Raw genomic sequence first — 23036 nt, 5'->3', positions numbered from 1 at the left:
TTAAAAGCAAAATGGTGAAATCGCAGAATCGTGAAATCGTAAATTTGTTAAACTGTAAAATCAAAAGGTGTTTGTCATTTCGACAATAGGAGAAATCTCAACTTATTACTATTTATAAATGTCTTAATGTTAGATTCTTCTATTCCGCTTTTGAAATATGTTTTAGGCTCGAAATGATTAAATGAAAAAGGCCGTCTCACAACTCGTGAAAACGGCTTTTTTTTATGAAAATTTTCTGTATTTCTATACGAGAAATGTTCTCGTTTAAACAATTTTTAACCCACATCGTTGAGTGGTGAGATACCTTTTTTGTTTTTATTGTTTAATAATCTTTTTTAGAATTATTCCTTTTGCTGTTTTTATTTTCAAGATATAAGCTCCGTTGGATCCTTTGATATCAATTTTTAAATCTTTGGAAGTCGAGATATTCTTTTGGGTTTGAATAAGCCTTCCCATGGAATCATAAATTTCAATGCCTTCGATATTATCTTCCGAACTGATGTTAACTGTCTCTTTTGTAGGATTTGGATATACATTTACTTTTGAGTTTGAATCTAAAGAAGTATTTTCCTCAATAGCCTTCTGTGTATTTAAAGCTAATTTCTTTTGAGCTATTTTATTGGATGGATATAGAATCCCTTCAGAACATGTTACAATTGCATTGACATCTATTGCATTCCTTATCGAGTTATTGTTAGAAAATACAACTACTTTGATGTAATATTTTCCGGGAGATAGGGTGTAGTTTTCTACAAGTGGGCTTCTGCTGTTTAGCCAGCCTTTGGCTCCGTCTCTCATCCATGAAGTCCTTGTAATTTCGGTATCCGCTTCCGTTCCGTCCGGGTTTATTTTCACTAAATAGGTCCAGTTTCTTATAAAAGATAACGACCTTAAATTCAGTTTAGCATCTGTTGCGGTGTCTGGGATAATAAATTCTTTGCTTTTATAGGTATAATTTCCGGCTAATTTATCAAGGGTAATCCATCGACTGTTGACTCCTGTTCCTATATCTGCACTTCCCCAACCGGAATAAGTGGCTCTTACTTTTGGGGTAATTTCTGTTCCGTTCGCATCATATCCCTTCCAGTCGTCTTCATCGCTATCAATGCTTATGAAACTGTTATTTGAATCTATTCCGGTGGATAAATTGGCTATATTTTCTCCGCAATAAGAATTAATGTTAGGTGAAATTCCCTGTCTATTAGCCAAACTTTTTAATTCTTGCACTTGAAAATCATCTGCACAGACATATTGAAGATTATTTAAGCCCGAGAATCCATTGTAATAATCAATTAATTCATGAGAACCATTCTTTAGATAAAGTGATTGAAGATTAGAGTTATCTTTAAAATTCAATGTCTTAAGGTTCGTTAAGCTGTTAAAATCCAAAGTGCTGAATTTATTAGATTGTAGAGAGACCGTTTCAAGCTTTGGGCTGTTATCAAAAACTAACTGATCCAGATTATTGTTATCTATTTCTAATGTTTTTAAAGCAGTACAATTCTTGATGTTAAGATCATTAAGCTTTGCATTAGATATGATCAACTCTTCCATTGAAGAGCAGTTTTCAAGATTGAGTTTTTCTAGTAGTTTTGTTGAAGAGACATAAGGACTGGTGTCTAAAGACAGACGTTTTAATGAGTATGCATTTTTAAAATTAGCATCAATTAATCCTACCTGATTGTAAATATTAACATCAGTAAGAGCAGTGCAATTCTCGGCATTCAAATAATGTAAAAAATCTTTAAAAAAGTTTAATTCTTCAATAGGATTTTGATAATAAATCCCGATTTGTAAATCTTGTAGATTGGATAAACCACTAACATCTAAATTTTGTATTGGCTGGTTGTTGATACTTAACTTTTTTAATGCTAAATTATCTTTTACTTTTATATTCTTTAATTTCCCAATACTTTGTTGATGCAAGTGTTGGGTTGGTAGTGAATGATTTAGCTTCAAATATTCCAGGTTAGTTGCTACACTTGCATCAAAAGAATTTCCAGTAAAGAGATCTACCGAAATTTTCTTGAGATTTGGGATGTTACTCATCTGTATATCAGACGCGGTATAAAGTTCTATAGAATTCAGGACCGGGCAATTGTTAACCTGTATTGTATTTAAAAATTTAGAGAGCGTGTTGATTTTTTTTAAGCTTATACAATTATTTGCAATAAGATTGGTGATGCCGGAACCAGAATAATCATTTCCAAAATCCACAGTTGATAAAAGAGGACAATTGCTGATATCTAAGGTCCCTATTTGTAATAGATTGTAAGCCATTGAAAATTTAGGGTTTATAGATACGGATTGCAATTGTGGGCAACTGCTTAAATTGATATCGTTGAATCCGATTCCATCAATTAGAACTGATTTTAAATTACTTTTATTGCTCAGATTTAATGAAAAATCAGGACTAGAACTACTGTAATGATATGAAGTCAATTCTAAATTTTCTAATTGGGTGGCATTTTCTATATCGGTTAAGAGAAATCTGTCTCCTGAAAACTCATAGCTAAGCTGAATATAATCAAGTTGGAGATTCTTGATTTGCCGAAGAATATTTCCATTGGTAAGCCTAACGCTGGAAAGTTTTAAAGTATCCAGATTGAGACAGTTGTTTATGTTGACAGAATGAAGATCGCTAGAATGGAAAATAATAGAAAGATTTTTTAATGTATTAATTCCTGAAATGTTTAATTCCTGGGTAGGAACATTAACTCTTTCTATTGAGAAGGAAGTTGCATTTGTGAAATTATTAATCCCTTCATAATTCAAAATTGGATCATTTTCATTTAAATCCACTTCTAAAATATTTCCTGTTTGGTGATATTTGGGCTGTATTTTAAGTTCTTTGACATTCTGAGCTTCTAACAAACTGATTTCTCCATCTCCATTTGCATCAATGGCAAAGTAGCTCCCATTGAGATTCTTTGCTATTTCATTGCTTGAAGAGGAAGATAATAAAATTGCTTTAAAATTAGCATCCGGGAAATTGAGGTTCTGTGATCTGACTCCTAGAGAAAAAAGAATCAGTATCATAAAGAATAGTTTACTTTTCATACTTGTGTGTTTTTTAGTTAAATAATAATTATAAGAATGTAATTTTTTTAAATAATTTGTTTAGATTTTATAATCTTTCTATAATGCTTTGTCGTCTTTCTTTTTCTTTGCAAAACTTTAAGTTTTGAATAATCTGATATGACAAATCCATCAATATTTTTATTGAAGGGTTTTATTTCATTTAAGTTAATGAGGTATGAATCAGGAATATATTCAAAACTATAATCTCTAGTTTGTTTAGATAGAGTCGTTAGAATCTGATTTTGCAGCCCAGAAATAAGGGGAACCGTTTTGTTTTGATCATTAAGAATAAATAAGGGCTCCGCACCATATTGGTCAGGAAATAAAGTCACGGGGAAAATAGGTGGAAAAAATAGAATTTTTCTCATCAATTTATGTTTAAAACAAAAATAGTTATAAATAATTTGTTGACAAAAAACATTATCTAAATAGATGCTTAAAAGCAAAAGGCCATTTTTACGAATCGTAAAAATGGCCTTTTGTTTTTAAATTTAATTTCTTAAAAAGAAACTTCATTCACTTCTTTCCCTCGTTGGAAGTTCATTGTTTTCTGACTTCCTTTGTAAGCAATATTAACCAGGTTAATCTGCTTAGGAAAAGCGCTTAAAAGTATTGTATTCTTAATTTTTAAGGTATTGATATCTGAAACGCCTCCGGTCTCAAAATATACCCATACAGTTTCTCCGCTTACCTGACTTCCCGTAAATGTTATTGTTTTAGGAGAGCCGTTGACGTACACATCAAAATTATTATTTACATATTTTTTTACTTCAGCTTCAAATCCTGCCGTATTGGGATTGATTTTTATAGCATCGGAAATATGACTTGTATTCATTTTTGTGGTGAACTTCAATGTTTTGCTTCCATCAATATAATCAACTTTTGTCATTGAAGAGAAAAAGTCTACATACATAAAACTCATTAACACAAAAAATGTTAAAATTCCTGATATATATAAAAGTTTTTTCATCTTAATTAATAGATTTACAATCATAGTTGTTAGTTATAGGTCACAAATAATATGCCAATTAAAAGTTTACGTTCACCGCATATTTGTCATAAAATCCCTTAATGTGGGCTACGGCTTCATCCGCAGTGTCTACCACTCTGTAAAGATCAAGATCTTCTTCAGCAATCATTCCTTCTTTTAGCAAAGTTGCTTTAAACCAATCGAGCAGTCCACTCCAGAATTCAGATCCTACTAAAACAATAGGGAATTTTCCTATTTTGTTCGTCTGGATTAAGGTAAGGGCTTCGGTAAGCTCATCCAGGGTACCAAATCCTCCAGGCATTACGATGAACCCCTGAGAGTATTTAACGAACATTACCTTTCTTACGAAGAAGTAATCAAAGTTCATTGAATATGATTTATTGATATAAGGATTGAAATGCTGTTCAAAAGGAAGGTCTATATTTAAACCAATAGATTTACCCTCAGCATTGAAGGCTCCTTTATTTCCGGCTTCCATGATCCCGGGACCACCACCCGTAATAATCCCAAATCCTATTTTAGTTATTTTTTCTGCAATTTCTACGGCCATATCGTAGTATTTGGTATCCGGCTTTAATCTTGCCGAACCAAAAATGGATACGCATGGTCCTATTTTAGCTAATTTTTCATAGCCGTCTACAAATTCAGCCATAACTTTAAAAATCATCCAGCTGTCTTTGGTGACGATTTCATCCCAAGTTTTTTCTCTTAAACTATTCTGTAGCTTTGTTTCGTTAACATCAAATTCCGGATTGATTAAACTTTCATCTCTGGTTCCCTCCATGTCCATTGTAAATTATTTAAAATGTTTTTCGGCTTCAATTATAGACTCTGGTCTCCCGACGTCTATCAAAAGACTGTCGTGCACAAAACCGTGTATATGTTCGGTTTGCATAAGATCCAGATATTCTTCCATAACTGAGAATTTACCTGTTCTTTTTATTTTATTAAAGATATTGGGGTTGATGCAATGTACGCCACTAAAAGCCAGTGCCTTAAATCCTTTGTTAAATTCAGCAAGCCTTTGTTCTCCGGTTTGTACATTCAGCCATCCTCTTAATACCATATCATCATTAAAGAGCAATTTTCTTGAACTTTCTCTATCTGATACGGCTAATGTAGCAAAATCTTTTATCTTTTTATGATATATAACCAAATCATCAATATTTATATTGGTTAGGATATCAGCATTCATGATTAAAAAATCTTCCCCATGATCAAGGAATCTTCTAGCAAAAATTAAACCACCCCCGGTTTCCAGCAACTCATTGGTCTCATCAGAGATTTCAATATTGCAATCGAAATTGTTGTTTTTTTGAAGAAATTCAACAATTTGATTCCCAAAATGGTGAATATTAATTACAAAATCTCTAATTCCAAAGCCTTTAAGGTATTTGATATTTCTTTCCAATAAAGGAACTTCGTTTACCTTAGCCAGCGCTTTAGGATGATGATCTGTAAAAGGTTTAAGGCGTGTTCCTTTTCCTGCTGCGAAAATTAAAGCTTTCATATAATAATATAAGTAATGGATAATAAGTAATGGGTAATGCGTGTTGTATAAAACTACTTATTACCCATTACTTATTACTGATGTTAAGGTGGTGCTGTTCATCATGATGAAGGTTGATTTCTATACCTTCAGGATATTTTTCACGAATAAACTCAGCAATTTTTATAGCAGAATATACAGATCTGTGTTGGCCTCCTGTACATCCGAAGTTAATTTGAAGATTTTCGAACCCTCTTGCCAGATAATTATCAATATTGATAGACACAAGGTTTTCCACCAGTTCTAAAAATTTTGGCATTTCAGTTTGAGTTTCTAAAAACTCCTGAACACCAATATCGTTTCCGGTTTGACTTTTATATTCCTCGACTCTTCCAGGATTAAGAATCCCTCTGCAATCAAATGTAAATCCGCCTCCATTTCCGGTGTTATCCTTGGGTATTCCTCCTTTTTTGTACGAAAAGCTGTGTATATCGATGTGTAGCATATTTATATTTATTGTTTTTTTTACTATTAAGTAAGTATTAAGTTGATTAAGAGATTTCTCCTTCGTCGAAATGACAAATACTCTTTGATTTTACAGTTTAACAAATTTACGGTTTCACGATTTCGCCTTTACAACTTCTTAAAAGATTCTTAATGGTTTAAAATTTCATTAATTTTTAAGGTAGTTTTCTCTAGGACTAATTGCTGGATAACATTTTTAAGCTCGGGGTAATCTTTCATATTCTCCCAATTTTGAGCAAATTGTGTTATATTTTCTATCCCCCTTTCAATACTTGCTATAAAATGTTGTTTTCTCTGAATCAGACCTCTAAATCCATAAGCTCCCAAAACCTGAATAAATCTCATCATTTGAATTGGCTTTACCGAGTCTTTTAGTTGATTCTGAATTTCTTCATTGTCAAATTGTTGAATATAATATTCAAGCATGTTATTTTTAAAATCCTCAGGAAAGTTGGCTTTAGCCTGATATAGAAAAGAGATGACATCATAGATCAGAGGTCCTTTCATTGCCGATTGATAATCGATAAATGAAACGTGATTATTGTCATTGACCATAATGTTTCTGGCCTGGAAATCCCGGATCATAATTCCTTTGGGTTCAAGGTTTTCAATGAGTATTGCAATTTTTTTGAATTCTTTTAAGAGCGTACCTTTATGGTATTCCAGCTCCAGGACATCGGCTATAAAGTTTTTGAAATAATACAAATCATGAATCACAGGAAGTTCATCATAATTTTCATATTCAAAAGTTTTTGTAAAATCTATCTTATCTTTTGTTTGAGTCTGTAGTTGATAAAGCTTTTCCAGGGTTTGCTTGACCAAAGTCTGTACCTTTTGAGACAACCCCTCTTTTGAGATGATTTCAGAAAGGGTATTTTCTCCAAGAAATTCCTGGACATATAATTTTCTGTCTTCAGAAATAATATAGATCGTAGGAGTATTAAGGTTTAGCTGTGAGAAAATTTTTGAATAATAAATAAAAGTTTCATTCTCCTGAACATTTTCATTATAGGTAATAATGTACTTTTTATTATCTGTTTTTGCCCAAAAATTCACCCTCGCGGAACCGCTTTGAGCCAAAGTGACGAACTCAGAAGATTTTTTACCAGTGTACTTTTCAAAAAATCGTTGTGCGTTTTCAGAAGTCATAATATGGAAACAAATATAATAAATTAAGCTGAGTTTGCTTATAGTGGATATTTCTAATTTTAATAAGCAAATAATCGCGACGTTGGAGAAGAGAAATCCTGGAGTATGTTTAAAAATTAAATAAAAAATAATGCAAAATTTGTTTTCTTGTTTTTCTCGCAGATTATGCAGATTCTACATTTTTCACCATGTAAAGAGAAAAGATTCATGTATTCGTGACAAATCGTAAATTCTATGTTAAGATATTAGATTCTGAGATTTATAGCCTGTCGAAATAACAAGCTTCATTGATTTTACAGTTTTACAAATTAGCGATTTCACTATTTTTGCCTTTAAAAGCATAAGAGCTATAACTTTATTCAGATTTCGGTCTATTTTACAGTCTAATTTTTATCTTTGTATTATGCTAAAGGATTTTAAGCCAGTTTTAAGTATTCTATTGAGATTCATCGCCATTTATCTGGTGCTGCTTTTGGGCTATCAGCTATATCTTAACGCTTTTAAAACGACGGGGCTGGATCCTTTTTCACGGATGATTGCCGAACAGGTGAGGCATATCCAGAATTCATTTAATTATCCAACCCAGCTTTATAACGATATTCCTAAGGAGCAGGTGTGGTTTTATGTAAGAACTACCTATGTAACCCGAATGGTAGAAGGCTGTAATGCGATTTCAGTGATGATTTTATTTCTATCATTTGTTTTTGCCTTTTATAAAGGTGCCAAGACTTTTGTTTTTGCCTTCTTGGGCTTGGTTATACTCTATATTATGAATGTTTTGAGAATTGTAGGTCTGAATATAGTCGTAAGTGATTTTAGATCCTATGAAAAGATTTCGCATGATTTTATTTTCCCTGCCGTGATCTACGGAACAGTAGTGGTACTTTGGCTAATCTGGATTAAATTTTTTGCTTTGAAAAATGAAAATGCTTAATTGGTTTTTAGTTATTATCGGAATCTTTGGACTCATAAGCGTTCGGATTTTTGAAGACCGGATTTTTTATGATCCATTCCTGGGTTACTTTCATGAAGCAGATAAGAGTATTTCTTTTCCGTCATTTGAATGGGGAAAACTGATTCTTGGGCATTTGTTCAGATTTATTTTAAATCTATTTTTTTCTTGTCTTATTATTCATTTTTTATTTAAAAATAAGCTTTGGACTATTCAGGGAGCGGTATTAATCATTATTGTTTTCCTGATCACTTTCCCTATTTATCTTTATTGTATTGGGGATAGGTTTGAAATTGGCTATCTTTTTTCTTTTTATATGAGAAGATTCGTTATTCAACCGTTGATTTTACTTTTGATTATTCCACTGTTTTACTATAGGAAGCATACAGATCTGAATAGAATAAATTGAAATGTAAAGAAGAATAATAAGATATCAGGACATTTCTCCTGCCGTCGAAATGACAAACACCCGTTACTTACAATTTTACAAATCAGCGATTTCACGATTCTGCGATTTCGCCCTTAAAAACCCCTCCAGAACAAATTCCCTCCTTTATTCCACCGTATGCTTAATTTCAAGGGTGACATTTTCAGGAGTCCATTCCACTCTTTTTACGAAATCCCTTTCGCGAACCGGGCAATCTTTAATCTGGCAAACCGGACAAGAAACTGTTCTGCAGTCATCCATATGAAAGTTGAATTCTATATTACGCTTCACATTTTTAGCTAAAAGAAGAATGACATTTTCCATTTCTTTATGGGCTTCACGTAGGCTGTAATACCAGGGAAGCGTAATGTGAGCATCAATATGAAGTGAGGACCCAAACTGTTGAATTTTCATATTGTGGACATCTATCCATTCTGTTTTTCTGTTACTCTCAAGGATCTGAACGATATGATTTAAAATTTCAGGATCCTGCTCGTCCATAATACCGCTTAATGATTTTCGAACAATTTTGTATCCTACAAAAATGATATACGCCCCAAAAATAAGAGCAACGACAGAGTCTAGCCAATAAATTTTGGTAAAATATACTACGATTAAACTCATTACAACACCAAGTGTTGTAATGGTATCAGACTGCAGATGTTTTCCAGAGGAGATAAGAACCAGAGAACTCTCTGCTTTTCCTCTTTTAATAGAAATGTATCCTAACAAATAATTAACCACTGCTGTTGCAGCGATAATAGCAATTCCCCAATCTAATTTATCAAGAGTTTTGCCGACAATTAAACTATGAACCCCTTCATAAATAATCATGATTCCGGCAATAGCAATTAAAGCTCCTTCTATCCCGGAGGTTACGAATTCTACTTTTCCGTGCCCGTAAGGATGGTCTTCATCCTTAGGTTTGGCAGCCAGATGCAAAGAATAGAGCCCCATAAATGCGCTAATTACATTAACAATACTCTCCATAGCATCAGAAAAAACCGCATCCGAATTGGTCAGTTTCCAGGCTATTATTTTTCCAATAAACAGGATGATCCCAAAAGCTGCAATCCACCTTTGAAATCCTATCTTATCTTTATTTGTATTTTGAATCTTCATAGTTTGATAAAAAAAAGAATCTCAATTTTGAGACTCTTTTTTATTTTGTTAGTTTATACTAAGTTGTTTGCTACAAGGTATTCTGCAATTTGTACTGCGTTGGTAGCAGCTCCTTTTCGCAGATTGTCAGCCACAATCCAGAGATTGAGTGTTTTTGGCTGAGAGAGGTCTCGCCTTATTCGCCCGACAAAGACTTCGTCTTTTCCTTCAGAATCGAGTGGCATCGGATATTGATTGTTTTTTACATCATCAATAACAACTACTCCGGGAGTTTCTGATAAAATCTTTCTTACTTCATCAAGATCAAATTCATTTTCAAATTCAATATTTACACTTTCAGAATGTCCTCCCTGAACAGGTACTCTTACCGCAGTTGCTGTTAAATTAAAGGTATCATCGCCTAAGATTTTTTTAGGCTCCTTCATTAATTTAATCTCTTCTTTGGTATAATCATCATCACTGAATACATCACAATGAGGTAATGCATTTTTAAAGATTTGATAAGGGTATACTTTTGCTACGTTATTATCTTCTTTATTTACGGCACTTTCAATTTCAGAATTTAACTGATCAACTGCTGCCTTTCCGGTTCCTGTTACAGACTGGTAAGTAGAAATAACGACTCTTTTCAGATCGTATTTTTTGTTAAGTGGGCCTAGAACCATGACCAGTTGAATTGTTGAACAGTTAGGATTAGCAATAATCTTATCTTCTGCTGTTAATACATTAGCATTGATTTCCGGCACTACTAGTTTTTTAGTAGGATCCATTCTCCATGCTGAAGAATTGTCGATTACTGTAATTCCTGCCTCTGCAAATTGAGGTGCAAATTCCAGAGAGGTAGAACCTCCTGCTGAAAAAATAGCAATATCAGGTTTGGCAGCTATAGCGTCATTCATGCTTACAATCGTATATTCTTCCTGTTTATACTTCACCTTCTTACCTACAGATTTTTCCGAAGCTACCGGAATTAACTCGGTTATAGGAAAGTTTCTCTCCTCCAATACTTTAAGCATAACTTGTCCAACCATTCCTGTTGAACCTACTACAGCTACTTTCATCTTAATGAATACTATTATTTAAAGTTAATATATTATGCCCCGAAGACTCTGGTCCACGGGAACGCGAATGCAAATAAACCAACTGCAATTAATCCCATAATTACAATTCCTAAAGAAATGGTATCATTGGATTTAACTTTTTTATTGATGATGGTCATCAATACTGCTGCAATCAGCATAGAAAATGGATGTTCAACATACTGAAATCTCAGATCAGCATTTTTCATCACGGCTCCCATATCCAAGCCTTTTGTAAAATTAGTGATCAGCATAATGATCCCTATTAAAAACTGAACGTGGAAGAAAATCATGGTGAAGAGTGTGGTCTTCTTTAAAAATTTATTCACTTTACCACTGAAACCAAACATGGTCGCTAAAAGTGCAATAATAAATAATGCTACTAAAAGAAGCTCCAGATACCCAAATCCCTTATGAGCGCTCAGTAAAATCTTGTAAAAATCCATATTCTAATTTTTCTATTTTTCTGGTACAAATATAACAAAAATCCCGGGGGCATTAATATAAAAATTAGATTAACTATAAGCTGAAGGTTAAAGGTAAAATAGGGAAATTGCAGAATTGTGAAATCGCAGATTTGTAAAACTGTAAAAGTTGACTGTTGCTTGTCATTTCGACGAAGGAGAAATCTCTTTAACAGCTATCTTTGTTATATCAGAAATCTGTGGGATAAATATTTTAAAATCCCACAAATCATTTAACCCCAAAAAGCGATGTAGTTTAAGGGTGCTGAGTTAAAATTGTAGGGGAGCTAGTATTAGCTTCCTGCCCTTGTTCAAGAGAAACTAATTTTCCGTCTTTAAAAACTAAAATATTGGTTATTGAATTATTTCCTGCGATCCAGAGGTTTTCTCTATAATATAAAGTTTCCTTAATCTCTCCTGTTTCTTTATTTTCTGTAAATGCAGATTTATACGGCTGTCCAAATTTTGATACCACCTGTTCTTTGGTCATTCCAATACTTATTGAGTTAGAAGTAAATTTGCTTCTTGTTTTGCAAGAAGTTAAAGAAGCTAAAATTAGGACTATACCTAGTGTTTGAATCAAAAATAAACGCATAACTTTTTTTATAAATATATTAAAAAAAATATATATATATCATAGTACAGAGAAAATTTTAACTGTTTCAAGGTTCGTGCGCTTGTTTGCTACAGCTACTTTAAAAATCATTGAATGATTGTAATTATTTTCTTGTTACACCTATGAATAGGCTGGGATAGGGGGGGGTGTTAACTATTCTGTTCTTATTTTCCTAAAACTTGTTATGTCTCTTATATAAAAAAATCCCGGCTTTTGCCGGGATTGATATTTATAAAATCTAAAAAGTTTTTTCTTAGAAGTTGAATGAAAGATTAGCAGCCCATGTTCTTCCGAAACCAAAAAATACACGGTTTGCTGTAGCTATACCTTTATACATTCTACCAGCTTCTTCATAAGTCTTACCTTTATCCGGATCGTTATTAGCAGTAATTTTATCATTACCAAAAATGTTAGTAGAACCATCCTGGATGTAAGTAGTATCAAGTAGGTTGTAAATATTAAATCCTACCGTGAAGTATTGAGATACATCTTTTAATTTAATTTTAAATGATGCTCCTACATCAAACAGGTTGAAGTCAGGTAATTGAAGAGCTCCTCTTTCCTGGTTAGCAATCGTAGTGAATGTTGCTGCATCTAATGATGAATATACTTTTCCTACATATCTCCAAGTTCCATAAACACTTAAGTTTTTAACAGGTCTGATCGTTGTTCCTAAAGACGCTGTAACCTGTGGAATACTGTTGTTGCTGCTTCCTCCTACTTTTACACCATCTAAATATAAAGTACCATTACCACCTGTTCCTACAGGGGTTACAGGATTGTTGTTATCGTCAAAAGATGTCCCTGTTGCGTTTCCTTTATATCGGTAATCACCATAGGATAGCATCCCTTGGAATTCTATTAGTTGGATTGGCTTGTATGTTGCCTCTACTTCTACTCCCATGTGAACCTGAGTGATACCGCTTACTTCTGAATATCCATTTACTTTTGCTATTCCACCAGGTGCGGAAGGGTCTGCAACATCAAATACTTGGCTACCTCTTCTTAACCATCTGTCTCTCCATTCGGTTCTATACAAGTTAACACTTGCATTGAATTTTGAAGATCTGAAACCATACCCAACTTCTGCAGAAAATATTTTCTCATTGGTTAAAGATGGGTTAACAACCTGGAAGTTGCTTGGGAATACGGAATTCAGGAAAGGCTGTTTACTGTAATATCCGATATTGGCAAAAACGTTGTTTTTCTCATCGAGGTTATAATTAGCACCCCCTTTAACATTGTATCCGAATAGGTTCTGGAATCCTGATTTGGTATTAACGATCTGTCCTGTCGTTGGATTAGGTTGTCTTGTTACCCCATCCTTTACGAAATTATCGATTCTTTGATAAGCTTGGTTTGAAATGGATCCTTGTACAAAAGCTGAAAAATTGTCTTTAGCATATTCAACTTGAGCAAAACCGCTATACCAAAGTACTTCACCATCATTACTGTAGCCTATTTGGTCTGTTATTGGAGCTGTACGCCCTCCGAAAGGATTCCAAGAAAGCTGTTTGTAATCATAGATATTATTGGCTACGTAAGGGGCTACGTTCTTGTTTCCATCTTCTTTATATCCAGACGCTCCATAAAGATCAGAAACGACCTGATAGTGATACCCATAGTAATACCTGTTATCTGTACCAACTGAGAAATTCCAGTTGTCATTGATTTTGTGTTGAAAGTTTGCTAATATACCATACCAGTTATGAGAGTTTACACTTGCTCTACGAATTAAAGTGCTTCTTGCAGTAGTAGCAGGGTTGTTTAGGTCAACAGCCTGGTTGGCAGCAAAAATGTCATCATAATTAAAATGACCGGTATTGTCAACGAAATTTTGCATATTTCTGTTTCCTGGTCCTACTCTTCCTATATCACCTGTTCCTCCACCTCTACCGTTAGACATGTATAGAACAGTACTTAATTTAGACTTTTCATTCATGGTCCAGTCCCAGTTCAGCATCATTACCGGTTTAGCGTAATAGTTAGATCTGTTAGCTAAAGCGACTCTCCTCCCATTAGCGTCAGTATAATAACCAAAGTCTGAATTATACTGTCTGTAAGGGGTACCATCTTGATCCGGGTTATAATTGATATAATTTTGAATTTGTGGAGCAAATGTTCTTTGATCATGCCATTGCGGAGAAGAAGTCAACATAAACTGGAAGTTATGTTTTTTGTTTGGCTGCCACCCTAAAGCAAAATAATAAGCGTATGCCTCGAAGTCTGTATTTTCAATATATGTACCACCAGCTGTTCTGCTCATTAAAAATGAAGTGGACCAACCGTTTTCTGATTTTCCTGTATTGTATGCAAATGATGTTTTTAAGAAATCGTTATTACCAACGCCTAATCTTATAACACCTCCTTTCTTCATATCAGCAGCACGTGTGATGAAATTAATTGTTCCACCTACAGAAGCGATCCCCAATTTAGAAGAACCTAATCCTCTTTGAGCTTGAACGAAACTTGTTACATCGGCTAAACCTGTCCAGTTCGAATAGTATACACTACCTCCTTCCATATCATTTACAGGCATACCATTTACCATTACAGCGATGTTTCGGGATTCGAAACCTCTCATCGTAATACCACCGTCTCCGAAACCTCCTCCTGATTTCGTAGCATACACAGATGGTGTCGTATTTAAAATCTCAGTAATTTCCTGGTTTCCTAATCTTTCGATAATTTGTGCTGCTTTGATTGTAGAAGCTGCCACCGGTGTTTTTCTATCTTTAGCGATATCTGTAACACCTTGTAAAATTACCTCCTCAATGTCCTTGGACTTTGTTGTTGTAATCGTGTCCTGTGTTTCTTGAGCGTAATAAACACTAGCCGTAGAAAGGGTAATAGCTACAGTCAGTATCGATTTGTTGATTAATTTCATAATCGTTAGTAATAGTTAGATTTAATTTTTATGCAAAAGTCGATAAATAAAACTTAACTAATATTAACTTAATGTTAATTTTTAACGAATTTTAACAACACTTAAAAGGCTGGTTTACAACTGTTTGACTTCGTTGCTTGTTTTTGTGTTAAAAAACAAGGTTGTTTAATTAGCAAAAAATAGGGATTATTTTTGTTAAAAATATAATGCTATTTCACTGCTTTGAGGCTTAAATCTATATTTTCAGCAGAGTGGGTAAGGGCTCCGGCAGAGATATAGGTTACGCCTGTGGTTGCAATTTCTTTGAGGGCATCTCTGGTGATTCCTCCTGAAGCTTCAGATTCACAAGATCCATTGATCATATCGACAGCTTGTTTCATTGTTTTTACATCCATGTTGTCTAGAAGAATTCTATCTACCTTTGCTTTGATGGCTTCCTGAACTTCCTCCAGATTCCTGGTTTCCACTTCTATCTTTAGCTTTTTCTTATTTTTTTTGATATAATCTTTTGCCATTTTTACGGCATTGGTAATACTTCCGTTGTAATCAATGTGATTGTCTTTCAGCATAATCATATCATAGAGGCCATATCTATGGTTGGTACCTCCACCAATGGCAACAGCCCATTTTTCACATATCCTGAAATTCGGTGTTGTTTTTCTGGTGTCTAATAATTTTGTTTTTGTTCCTACTAATCTTGAGTCCCAATCATGGGTGAGGGTGGCGATTCCGCTCATTCTCTGCATGCAATTAAGGATAAGTCTTTCAGTAGAAAGTATAGACTGCGCACTTCCGGTCACGATGAAAGCGATATCTCCAACTTTGGCCGGTTGTCCATCTTTAATGAAGGTCTCTACTTTTAAATTTTTATCAAAAGCTTTAAAAATAATCTCTGCCAGTTCAACTCCTGCAAGAATACAATTTTGTTTAACTAAAAGTTTTGCACTTTGCTTCAAATCTTTAGGAATGGTAGAAAGTGTTGAGTGGTCGCCTTCCTGGATATCTTCTTCCAGAGCTGCTTTTATAAATGTTTTAAGTGCTTTATCGGTTACGTAGCTTGGTTTTTTCATTTTCTGTATGCTTTAGGCTAAATCTTTATTATAAAATGCTCCTTTATTTTCCGTCATTTCCATCGATTGGGTAATGATGAGGTAGGCAACGGTAGTTAGATTTCTTAATTCTGATAACTGAGGAGAAAGAATAGAGTAGTGGTATATTTCATTGACTGCGGCGGCAATCTCCTGGTGCTTTTGTAAGGCCATTTTCAAACGCTTATTGCTTCGTACAATACCGACCAGATCGCTCATCATTTCCTGCAGCTGTTTTCTGAGATAACTAACAATAACCATTTCGTCCATAATCTTCATTCCTTCTTCATTCCATTCAGGGACTGCTTTTAGATCATCAAAATTAAAGTTATTCTTATTCAGTAGTTCGGTTGTTTTCATAGCTGCATTGTGACCAAAAACCAATCCTTCCAATAGAGAATTTGAAGCCAGTCTGTTGGCTCCGTGAAGTCCTGAGTTGGTACACTCTCCCACAGCAAATAAGTTCTTGATTGAAGATTGTCCGTCTTTATCTACTTCGATACCGCCCATTAAATAATGACAGGCGGGAACAACCGGGATCAGTTGGGTAAAAGGATCGATTCCTTCGTCTTTGCACTTTTTATAAATATTGGGAAAGTGATCCAGGAATTTTTCTTTATTCATTTCCCGGCAATCCAATCCAACATATTCATCACCGGAGATTTTCATTTCGTTATCGATTGCTCTTGCTACAATATCTCTTGAGGCTAACTCTTCTCGTTCATCATATTTATGCATGAACTTTTCACCTCTTTTGGTTCTTAATTTAGCCCCGTCTCCACGTACGGCTTCTGAAATCAAAAATAACATTCCGTCAATTTTACTATATAATGCCGTTGGGTGGAATTGGTAATATTGCATATTGGATACATTACCTTTTGCACGGGCAACAAAAGCAATGCCGTCACCGGTAGCAATGGTGGGATTGGTCGTATTTTTGTAAACGTGTCCTGCGCCTCCTGTGGCAACTAATGTGATTTTAGAAGTGATTTTTTTTATAGCCTTAGATTTCTCATCAAGGATATAAGCTCCATAACAATGAATATCTCCCTCGTTTAATTCTTTTCCGGGAACATGATGCTGTGTGATGATATCTATAACGTAATGATGATCAAGTATTTCAATATTAGGGCTGTTTTTAGCAGTTTCTAAAAGAGCTCTTTCTATTTCAAATCCTGTGATGTCTTTATGATGTACAATTCTGTTTTCCGTATGTCCGCCTTCACGGCCTAAAGCAAATTCTCCATTTTTCATGTCGAATTTTGCTCCCCATTCCACAATTTCATTGAATCTTGCCGGAGCTTCTTTTACCACCATTTCAACCACATCGTGTTTATTCTCTCCGTCGCCGGCACGCATCGTATCTTCAATATGTTTGTCGAAATTGTCTTTCTTGAAATTAGTAACGACAGCCAAACCGCCTTGAGCATATTTAGTGTTGCTTTCGTCCTCATCGGACTTTGTAACAATGATTATTTTGGCATCAGGAAGCTGTTCAGAAACTTTAATGGCATAGGAAAGTCCTGAAATACCAGAACCAATTATTAATACATCCGCTTTTATCATATGCTTGCTTTAAGACATTGTCTAAGATTAAATAAATTTAAACAATTTTTCGTCTGGTTTTCGTACTTTTTTCATGTGTTGGAAGGCATCTTCATCAGATCGGTATCCTAGAGCAAGAGTGACAGTGACTTTTTCCGTCTCCGGGTTGAGTCCCAAAATTTCTTCTATCAGATCCTGACGGAACCCTTCCATAGGACAACTGTCAATGTTTTCAATGGCAGCGGCATACATCAAATTGGCCAGAACAATATAAGATTGCTTTTCTGCCCAATTGAAAATTTCATCATTAGATTTTTGGGTAATATGCTGGCTAATGCTGTTTTTGAAAAGGTCAAGCTGTTCCAACGGGATGTCTCTTACCTCGGAAATGTGATTAAAGTAACCCCGGATGTAGCTTTCATCAATTGTTTTTTTTGAAATAATAACAATAAGATGGGAGCATGTGGAAATCTGAGACGGATTATAAAAAGCCGGAATCAGCCTTTGTTTCATTTCTTCGCTTTCAACAACCAGGATTTTATAAGGCTGAAGCCCAAGAGAGCTGGCAGATAGTTTACCTGACTCAAGAATATTATGAAGTATTTCTTGAGGAATAATTTCTCTGTTGAATTTTTTTACAGAATATCTTTTGCTTAAAGCTTCCAAATAATTCATAGGACAAATTTAAGAATTGAATATGAATAAAATAGATTTATCATTAAATATCTCTTTATAAATAGTGCAAAAAAAGGATTGCTTCGAAAATGAAGCAATCCTTTTTATATAATGATGGTTTTTTATTATTCCCTATTCTTCACCAATATCCATCCGGAATATTTGAAAGCGGTATTTTTTTTGTCTTTTTCATTCCAGTTAACGGTAAACCAATAGCTTCCAGTAGGGACTTTTCTGCCGGCTACGGTTCCATCCCATCGGTATTTATTGAATTTGTCACCCTGGTGAATTTTTGCTCCATATCTGTCAAAAATGCTGAAAACTAAATTTTGTTTACCCGCTAGTGCCGAATAATCGATAACATCATTAATTCCGTCACCGTTAGGGGTGATCACATTAATTAAATTTGGATTAGTTACCAGAATATGAATTGGATCACAGTCGTACGCATCTTTTACATAGATGGTGCTTTCTCCTCTCTGGATGTTGGTAAACACATTAGAAGCCTGCCAGTTGATATTATCCAGGGAGTACTGGTAGGGCGGTGTTCCGCCTATCACATTGACGGTAATGGTACTTGTTGAAATATCAACACTGGTAATTACAGGCTGCTCCGAAGGATAAACGTTTACGGTTTGGGTTGCAATACATTCACCCGTTTTTAGTTTTACCCAATAAGTCCCCACGGGCACGTCTGTAATCGATTGAGTTGTTGCTCCTGTGCTCCATTCATATGAGTTGAAGCCGGGACCTGCGTCTAATGTTGTTTTGTCTTCAATACAAATTGTTTTATCCTTTAAAACTGCAGAAAGTACAGGAGGAAGAACAACGAGTGTCACTTTAGCTACAGAATAACATCCGTTTCCATTGATCACTTTAATATAGACTACCCCATTGGGAGCAATGTAGGCATTTTGTGTTGTAATTTCGTTGGTTCCGTTTATCGCGTCTGTTAGAGATGGGTAATACTTTTTAGTAACTCCTGTTTGGCTGGTTACCGGAGCAATAGTGAGATTGAAAGAAGCGGTTGCAGGACTTGATTCTAAAAAACATGATCGTAAGACTGCGTCACTAACGACTACTACAGGATGGAGATTTAATGTGATTTGAGCTGTATCTACACAGCCCTGAGGAGTTGTTACTTTTACAAATACTGAACCTGCGGGCGAGGCGTAAGCGTTAGGGGTCATAATTTCATTAGTTCCTGCGTTGAGGTCGTTCAATGAAGGGTAGTATTGCTTGATTACTCCCGGAGCAGTAGTTACTGCGGCGGTAGTTAAATCAAATGTAGCTGTTCCTGCATTGTTATTATTACAGCCTGTTAATGTAACATCATCTACAGCAAAGGGGGTAGGATTCAACTGAATAACACCATCTCCGTTATCGCACAAGGTGGATGAAGGATCTCTTACAACCACTGTGATTGTTGTATTGCCCGAATATTGAAAACTTGTTGGATTGGCAATAGGGGTAGAACTTCCTAAAAGATAGTAAGTAAACAGATAATTTCCAGGATTGTTAACAAACTGGGAATTATAAGAAGTCAGATCTACAGTACCATTTCCTGTTGCAGGATTGACACAGACAAAGGGAGTGATGGTGTTTTGTAAAATAGGAACTTTATCCACAAAAATTTTCGCATTTTTAATAGAGTGCCTTGCGCTGGCTCCTCCTGTTGCCGCTGAAAATCCAAAATATCCCTGAGTCATTCCTATAGCGCCACCTGAAGGAGCAAAAGACTGGTCTACAATAAGTACTCCATCAATTCTTACTTTAATAATCCAGTTCGTTGGATTGGTGAGATCAGTTTCTCCGTTTACTTCTACATGTTTGTAGGTGGCACCTACAAATGGCTGGGTAGGGTTGAGGTCCGGTGAGTGAAAAGTACTTCCGGGAGTATTATTATATTCAATATTATTGTTGGTTGAATTATTGGTTCCATACAGGATGTGCACTTTACTCATCTGTCCTTCCGTGGTATTGTTGAAAATATCAAAACCGACCATTAAACCTGATGCATTGGCTGGAATTCCAAGTCCTCCCCCTGAAACGAATCCTGTAGGGGGATTAGCCAAATACCAGAAGGTAAATCCATCTCCTCTGCCGAACTGAGCAGTTCCGTTTCCGTCAATTCTGAAATCAAATTCAACTTTCCATTTGTCACAATATCTGAGATTAATAGGGTCTGCCAGTTTTATAGCACCATATAAGTTTCCCTGATCTGCTGTAAGCTGAATAAAGTCTCCGTTAACATTGGCACTTGAGACGAGGTCCCATCCTGTTGTATTTACAGGATTTCCCGTAAGTTGATAGGTTTGGGAAGAGAGGGAGAGGTTCATTAAAATAATCAAAAGAAAGGAGAGTAAAGCTTTTTTCATGTGAGGTGAAGTGAATTAAATTGTTAACGATCAACTGATCTAATTTCATTTGTTTTTCATTAGGTTATAGGTTTAAGCAATTCGCTCATTAACCAAAAATTAAAAAAAAGACCACTATCCCTAATGGTGTGATCTTTTTTTATTATTCTCTGTTTTTTACCAATACCCAACCATTGTACTTTGTTTGAGTATTGTTTTTATCGTTTTCGTTCCATGAAATGGTATACCAGTAAGTAGCCGTTTTTACTTTTTTACCACCGGAGGTTCCGTCCCATTTATAATTTCTGATTTTATCCGCTTCATACAATTTGTTTCCATATCTGTCGTAAACAATAAATACAAGATTTTTTTTGTAAGCCAGAGCAGAATAATCAATATAATCGTTCACATTATCTCCGTTAGGAGTAATGGCGTTAATCAGATTAGGAACAGTGACTTGAACATCAATAGGAGGGCAGTTATAAACATCTTTCACAAATACCTTAACTTCTCCTCTCGGTAGCCCGGTAAATGTATTAGAGTCTTGCCAATTAATACCATCCAATGAGTATTTGTATGGCAGGGTACCTCCGTTGACATTGATGGTAATGGTATTATTGGTGATATCGATACTTGCAATAGTAGGAGCCGGAGCTGGATTAACCCTTACAATTTGTGTGGTGATACAGCTTCCTGTTTTTAATAATACTGAATAGATTCCAACAGGAATATTGTCAATAGATTGAGTCGTAGCACCGGTACTCCATAAGTAACCATCGAAACCGGGCCCGGCATCTAAAGTTGTTTTCTCATCAATGCAAATTGTTTTGTCTTTAAGAACAGTGGATTGCACCGGACTTAAAACAAAAAGATTGATTTTAGCAATTGCATAACAATTGGTCGAATTGATTACTTTGACATACACGATACCATTCGTGGAAACATATGCTGTCGGGTTGGCAATTTCATTAGTTCCGGCTATGGCATCAGCTAAGGTTGTATAATACTTTTTAGTAGCCGGCGGGATTGTAACGCTGGCGGAGGTTAAGTCAAATGCCGCGCTGGTGGGATTGTTTTCGATAAAACAAGCTCTTAGGGTGTCATCATTGGTAACAACTTCAGGGAGAAATGCTAAGGTGATCTGTGCCGTTCCTGTACAGCCTTGGGGTGTTGTGACCCTTACGTAAACGATTCCGGGTGCTGATACGTAGCTGGTTGTATTTGTAATTGGATTGGTTCCCGCATTAAGGTCTGCCAGGGTTTTATAGTATTTCTTGCTAACTCCAGGTACACCTGTTACATTTGCTGTATCAAGATTGAAAGTTGCTGTTCCTGCTTTATTATTGTTACATTCGGAAATAGTGACGTTATTGGCTGTGAAAGGAGCGAGAGTTAGCTGTATTTTTCCATCAGGGTTATCACACAGAATTCCGGCATTATCTTTAATCACCACTGAGACTGTAGTGTTACTGTTAAACTGATAATTAACAGGGTTTGCTATAGGAGTGGAGCTGCCTAAAACATAATAAGTAAAAGTATAATTTGCCGGCGTATTAACAAATTGAGAATTGAATGTGGTTAGATTGACTGATCCACTTCCCGTTGAAGGGTTGGGGCAAAAGGACTGTGCAACTGAATTCTGTAGAATAGCAACTTTATCGGTATAGATTTTTACATTTTTAATAGAACTTCTTGCAGATGCGGCTCCTGTCGATGCTGAAAAACCAAAATATCCTTGAGTCATACTTGCTGCTGCTCCTGCTGGTGCAAAAGACTGGTCCGCAATAGATACGCCGTCAATTTTAATTTTAATGATCCAGTTGGCAATGTTGGCAGGATCTACTTCGCCGGTTACTTCCACATGCTTATAAGTAGGACCAACGAATGGCTGGGTAGGATTGAGGTCAGGAGAATGGAATGAACTTCCGGCTGTGTTAAAATATTCTATATTGTTTGTATCAGTAGTGTTTTGGACTACACCATATGCAACATGAACCTTACTCATCTGCCCTCCAGTGGTATTGTTGTAAATATCAAAACCAATCATAAGGCCTACTGCATTTTGAGGGATTCCTAAGCCTGATCCTTGCTGGCTGGTGATGGGAGGATTAGCAAGATACCAGAATGCAAAACCATCTCCTCTTCCAAGGGAAGCGCCATTTCCATCAATTCTGAAGTCAAATTCGATTCTCCACTTATCACAATATTTTAGATTAATAGGATCATTAAGCTTTATTGCTCCCGACTTATTGGTAAGGTCATCGGTAAGCATTACAAAATCTCCGTTTACAGCTGCTGTAGGAACAACAGTCCAGCCAGTAGTGTTCACGGGATTGCCGGTAAGCTGATATGTTTGTGATAAAAGTTCTCCGGATAGACAGAATAAAATTAGGGTAAAATAAAACAGTAGTTTTTTACTCATTAATTTAGGATATTTAGATTGTACATGTAAATATATTAAATCCTAAATAATAAATATGTATTTAGTGTTAATTTTCCGAAAAATATTAATTATTTTTTAATGAAAGTTAATTTGTCTAGCGAAATAATCAATTTTGGTATTGATGAATTGTAGTCGTTGCTTTAGAC

19 protein-coding genes are annotated in these 23036 nt (G+C 35.3%); 2 read left to right on the top strand and 17 right to left on the bottom strand.

Features of this window, described 5'->3' with window-relative positions:
- Positions 1-315: 315 nt before the first annotated feature.
- From CJF12_RS12900 to CJF12_RS12870, 7 genes are all read right to left on the bottom strand, one after another.
- Positions 316-3060, bottom strand: coding sequence for a T9SS type A sorting domain-containing protein (locus tag CJF12_RS12900; protein WP_034680548.1), 2745 nt, complete (start codon positions 3058-3060; stop codon positions 316-318).
- A gap of 47 nt (positions 3061-3107) precedes the next feature.
- Positions 3108-3449 (bottom strand): hypothetical protein, encoded by a 342-nt coding sequence (locus tag CJF12_RS12895; RefSeq protein WP_034680546.1) that lies wholly within the window; start codon positions 3447-3449, stop codon positions 3108-3110.
- A gap of 131 nt (positions 3450-3580) precedes the next feature.
- Positions 3581-4051 carry a DUF6702 family protein gene (locus CJF12_RS12890; RefSeq protein ID WP_228379025.1) on the bottom strand — a complete coding sequence of 157 codons (471 nt, stop codon included), beginning with the start codon at positions 4049-4051 and terminating at the stop codon, positions 3581-3583.
- Between the two features lie 58 nt (positions 4052-4109).
- The gene (locus CJF12_RS12885; protein WP_394336990.1) at positions 4110-4862 is read right to left on the bottom strand and encodes an LOG family protein; all 753 of its coding nucleotides are present in this window, start codon (positions 4860-4862) and stop codon (positions 4110-4112) included.
- A 6-nt stretch (positions 4863-4868) separates the two neighbouring features.
- Positions 4869-5582: a nucleotidyltransferase family protein gene (locus tag CJF12_RS12880; RefSeq protein ID WP_034680542.1), complete on the bottom strand. Its 714-nt coding sequence runs from the start codon at positions 5580-5582 to the stop codon at positions 4869-4871.
- Between the two features lie 67 nt (positions 5583-5649).
- Positions 5650-6066, bottom strand: a complete 417-nt coding sequence (locus tag CJF12_RS12875; protein ID WP_034680541.1) for a RapZ C-terminal domain-containing protein — start codon at positions 6064-6066, stop codon at positions 5650-5652.
- Between the two features lie 149 nt (positions 6067-6215).
- Positions 6216-7235 carry an aminoglycoside phosphotransferase family protein gene (locus CJF12_RS12870; RefSeq protein ID WP_034680540.1) on the bottom strand — a complete coding sequence of 340 codons (1020 nt, stop codon included), beginning with the start codon at positions 7233-7235 and terminating at the stop codon, positions 6216-6218.
- A 403-nt stretch (positions 7236-7638) separates the two neighbouring features.
- Here CJF12_RS12870 and xrtF point away from each other — a divergent pair, with 403 nt between their 5' ends.
- Together xrtF and CJF12_RS12860 are read left to right on the top strand one after the other, a co-directional pair.
- Positions 7639-8169, top strand: a complete 531-nt coding sequence (xrtF, locus tag CJF12_RS12865) for an exosortase family protein XrtF (RefSeq protein WP_034680539.1) — start codon at positions 7639-7641, stop codon at positions 8167-8169.
- Positions 8156-8596, top strand: a complete 441-nt coding sequence (locus CJF12_RS12860) for an exosortase F system-associated membrane protein (RefSeq protein ID WP_034680538.1) — start codon at positions 8156-8158, stop codon at positions 8594-8596. Before xrtF ends, CJF12_RS12860 begins: the two co-directional genes overlap by 14 nt.
- 144 nt (positions 8597-8740) lie before the next feature.
- Here the strand turns inward: CJF12_RS12860 and CJF12_RS12855 are convergent, their stop codons facing one another.
- The 10 genes from CJF12_RS12855 to CJF12_RS12810 form a co-directional block, all read right to left on the bottom strand.
- Positions 8741-9736, bottom strand: a complete 996-nt coding sequence (locus CJF12_RS12855; protein ID WP_034680536.1) for a cation diffusion facilitator family transporter — start codon at positions 9734-9736, stop codon at positions 8741-8743.
- A 53-nt stretch (positions 9737-9789) separates the two neighbouring features.
- Positions 9790-10797 (bottom strand): aspartate-semialdehyde dehydrogenase, encoded by a 1008-nt coding sequence (locus tag CJF12_RS12850; protein ID WP_034680534.1) that lies wholly within the window; start codon positions 10795-10797, stop codon positions 9790-9792.
- Between the two features lie 32 nt (positions 10798-10829).
- Positions 10830-11261, bottom strand: a complete 432-nt coding sequence (locus CJF12_RS12845) for a hypothetical protein (RefSeq protein ID WP_034680532.1) — start codon at positions 11259-11261, stop codon at positions 10830-10832.
- Positions 11262-11535: 274 nt separating this feature from the next.
- The gene (locus CJF12_RS12840) at positions 11536-11874 is read right to left on the bottom strand and encodes a DUF2845 domain-containing protein (protein ID WP_034680530.1); all 339 of its coding nucleotides are present in this window, start codon (positions 11872-11874) and stop codon (positions 11536-11538) included.
- Positions 11875-12148: 274 nt separating this feature from the next.
- The gene (locus tag CJF12_RS12835) at positions 12149-14782 is read right to left on the bottom strand and encodes a TonB-dependent receptor (protein WP_034680528.1); all 2634 of its coding nucleotides are present in this window, start codon (positions 14780-14782) and stop codon (positions 12149-12151) included.
- A gap of 209 nt (positions 14783-14991) precedes the next feature.
- The gene (gene nadC, locus CJF12_RS12830; protein WP_034680524.1) at positions 14992-15852 is read right to left on the bottom strand and encodes a carboxylating nicotinate-nucleotide diphosphorylase; all 861 of its coding nucleotides are present in this window, start codon (positions 15850-15852) and stop codon (positions 14992-14994) included.
- Between the two features lie 12 nt (positions 15853-15864).
- Positions 15865-17436, bottom strand: a complete 1572-nt coding sequence (gene nadB, locus CJF12_RS12825; RefSeq protein WP_034680521.1) for an L-aspartate oxidase — start codon at positions 17434-17436, stop codon at positions 15865-15867.
- Between the two features lie 27 nt (positions 17437-17463).
- Complete coding sequence (locus CJF12_RS12820; protein ID WP_034680519.1) at positions 17464-18090, bottom strand: NAD(P)H-dependent oxidoreductase; 627 nt, start codon at positions 18088-18090, stop codon at positions 17464-17466.
- A gap of 125 nt (positions 18091-18215) precedes the next feature.
- Positions 18216-20468: a T9SS type B sorting domain-containing protein gene (locus tag CJF12_RS12815; RefSeq protein WP_084675577.1), complete on the bottom strand. Its 2253-nt coding sequence runs from the start codon at positions 20466-20468 to the stop codon at positions 18216-18218.
- Between the two features lie 142 nt (positions 20469-20610).
- Positions 20611-22869: a T9SS type B sorting domain-containing protein gene (locus CJF12_RS12810; protein ID WP_051887136.1), complete on the bottom strand. Its 2259-nt coding sequence runs from the start codon at positions 22867-22869 to the stop codon at positions 20611-20613.
- Positions 22870-23036: the final 167 nt, after the last annotated feature.

The organism is Chryseobacterium piperi, from assembly GCF_002285635.2.
Classification (GTDB): Bacteria; Bacteroidota; Bacteroidia; order Flavobacteriales; family Weeksellaceae; genus Chryseobacterium; species Chryseobacterium piperi.
The sequence above is the reverse complement of the archived record's forward strand: the minus strand, read 5'-3'. Positions and strand labels throughout refer to the sequence as shown.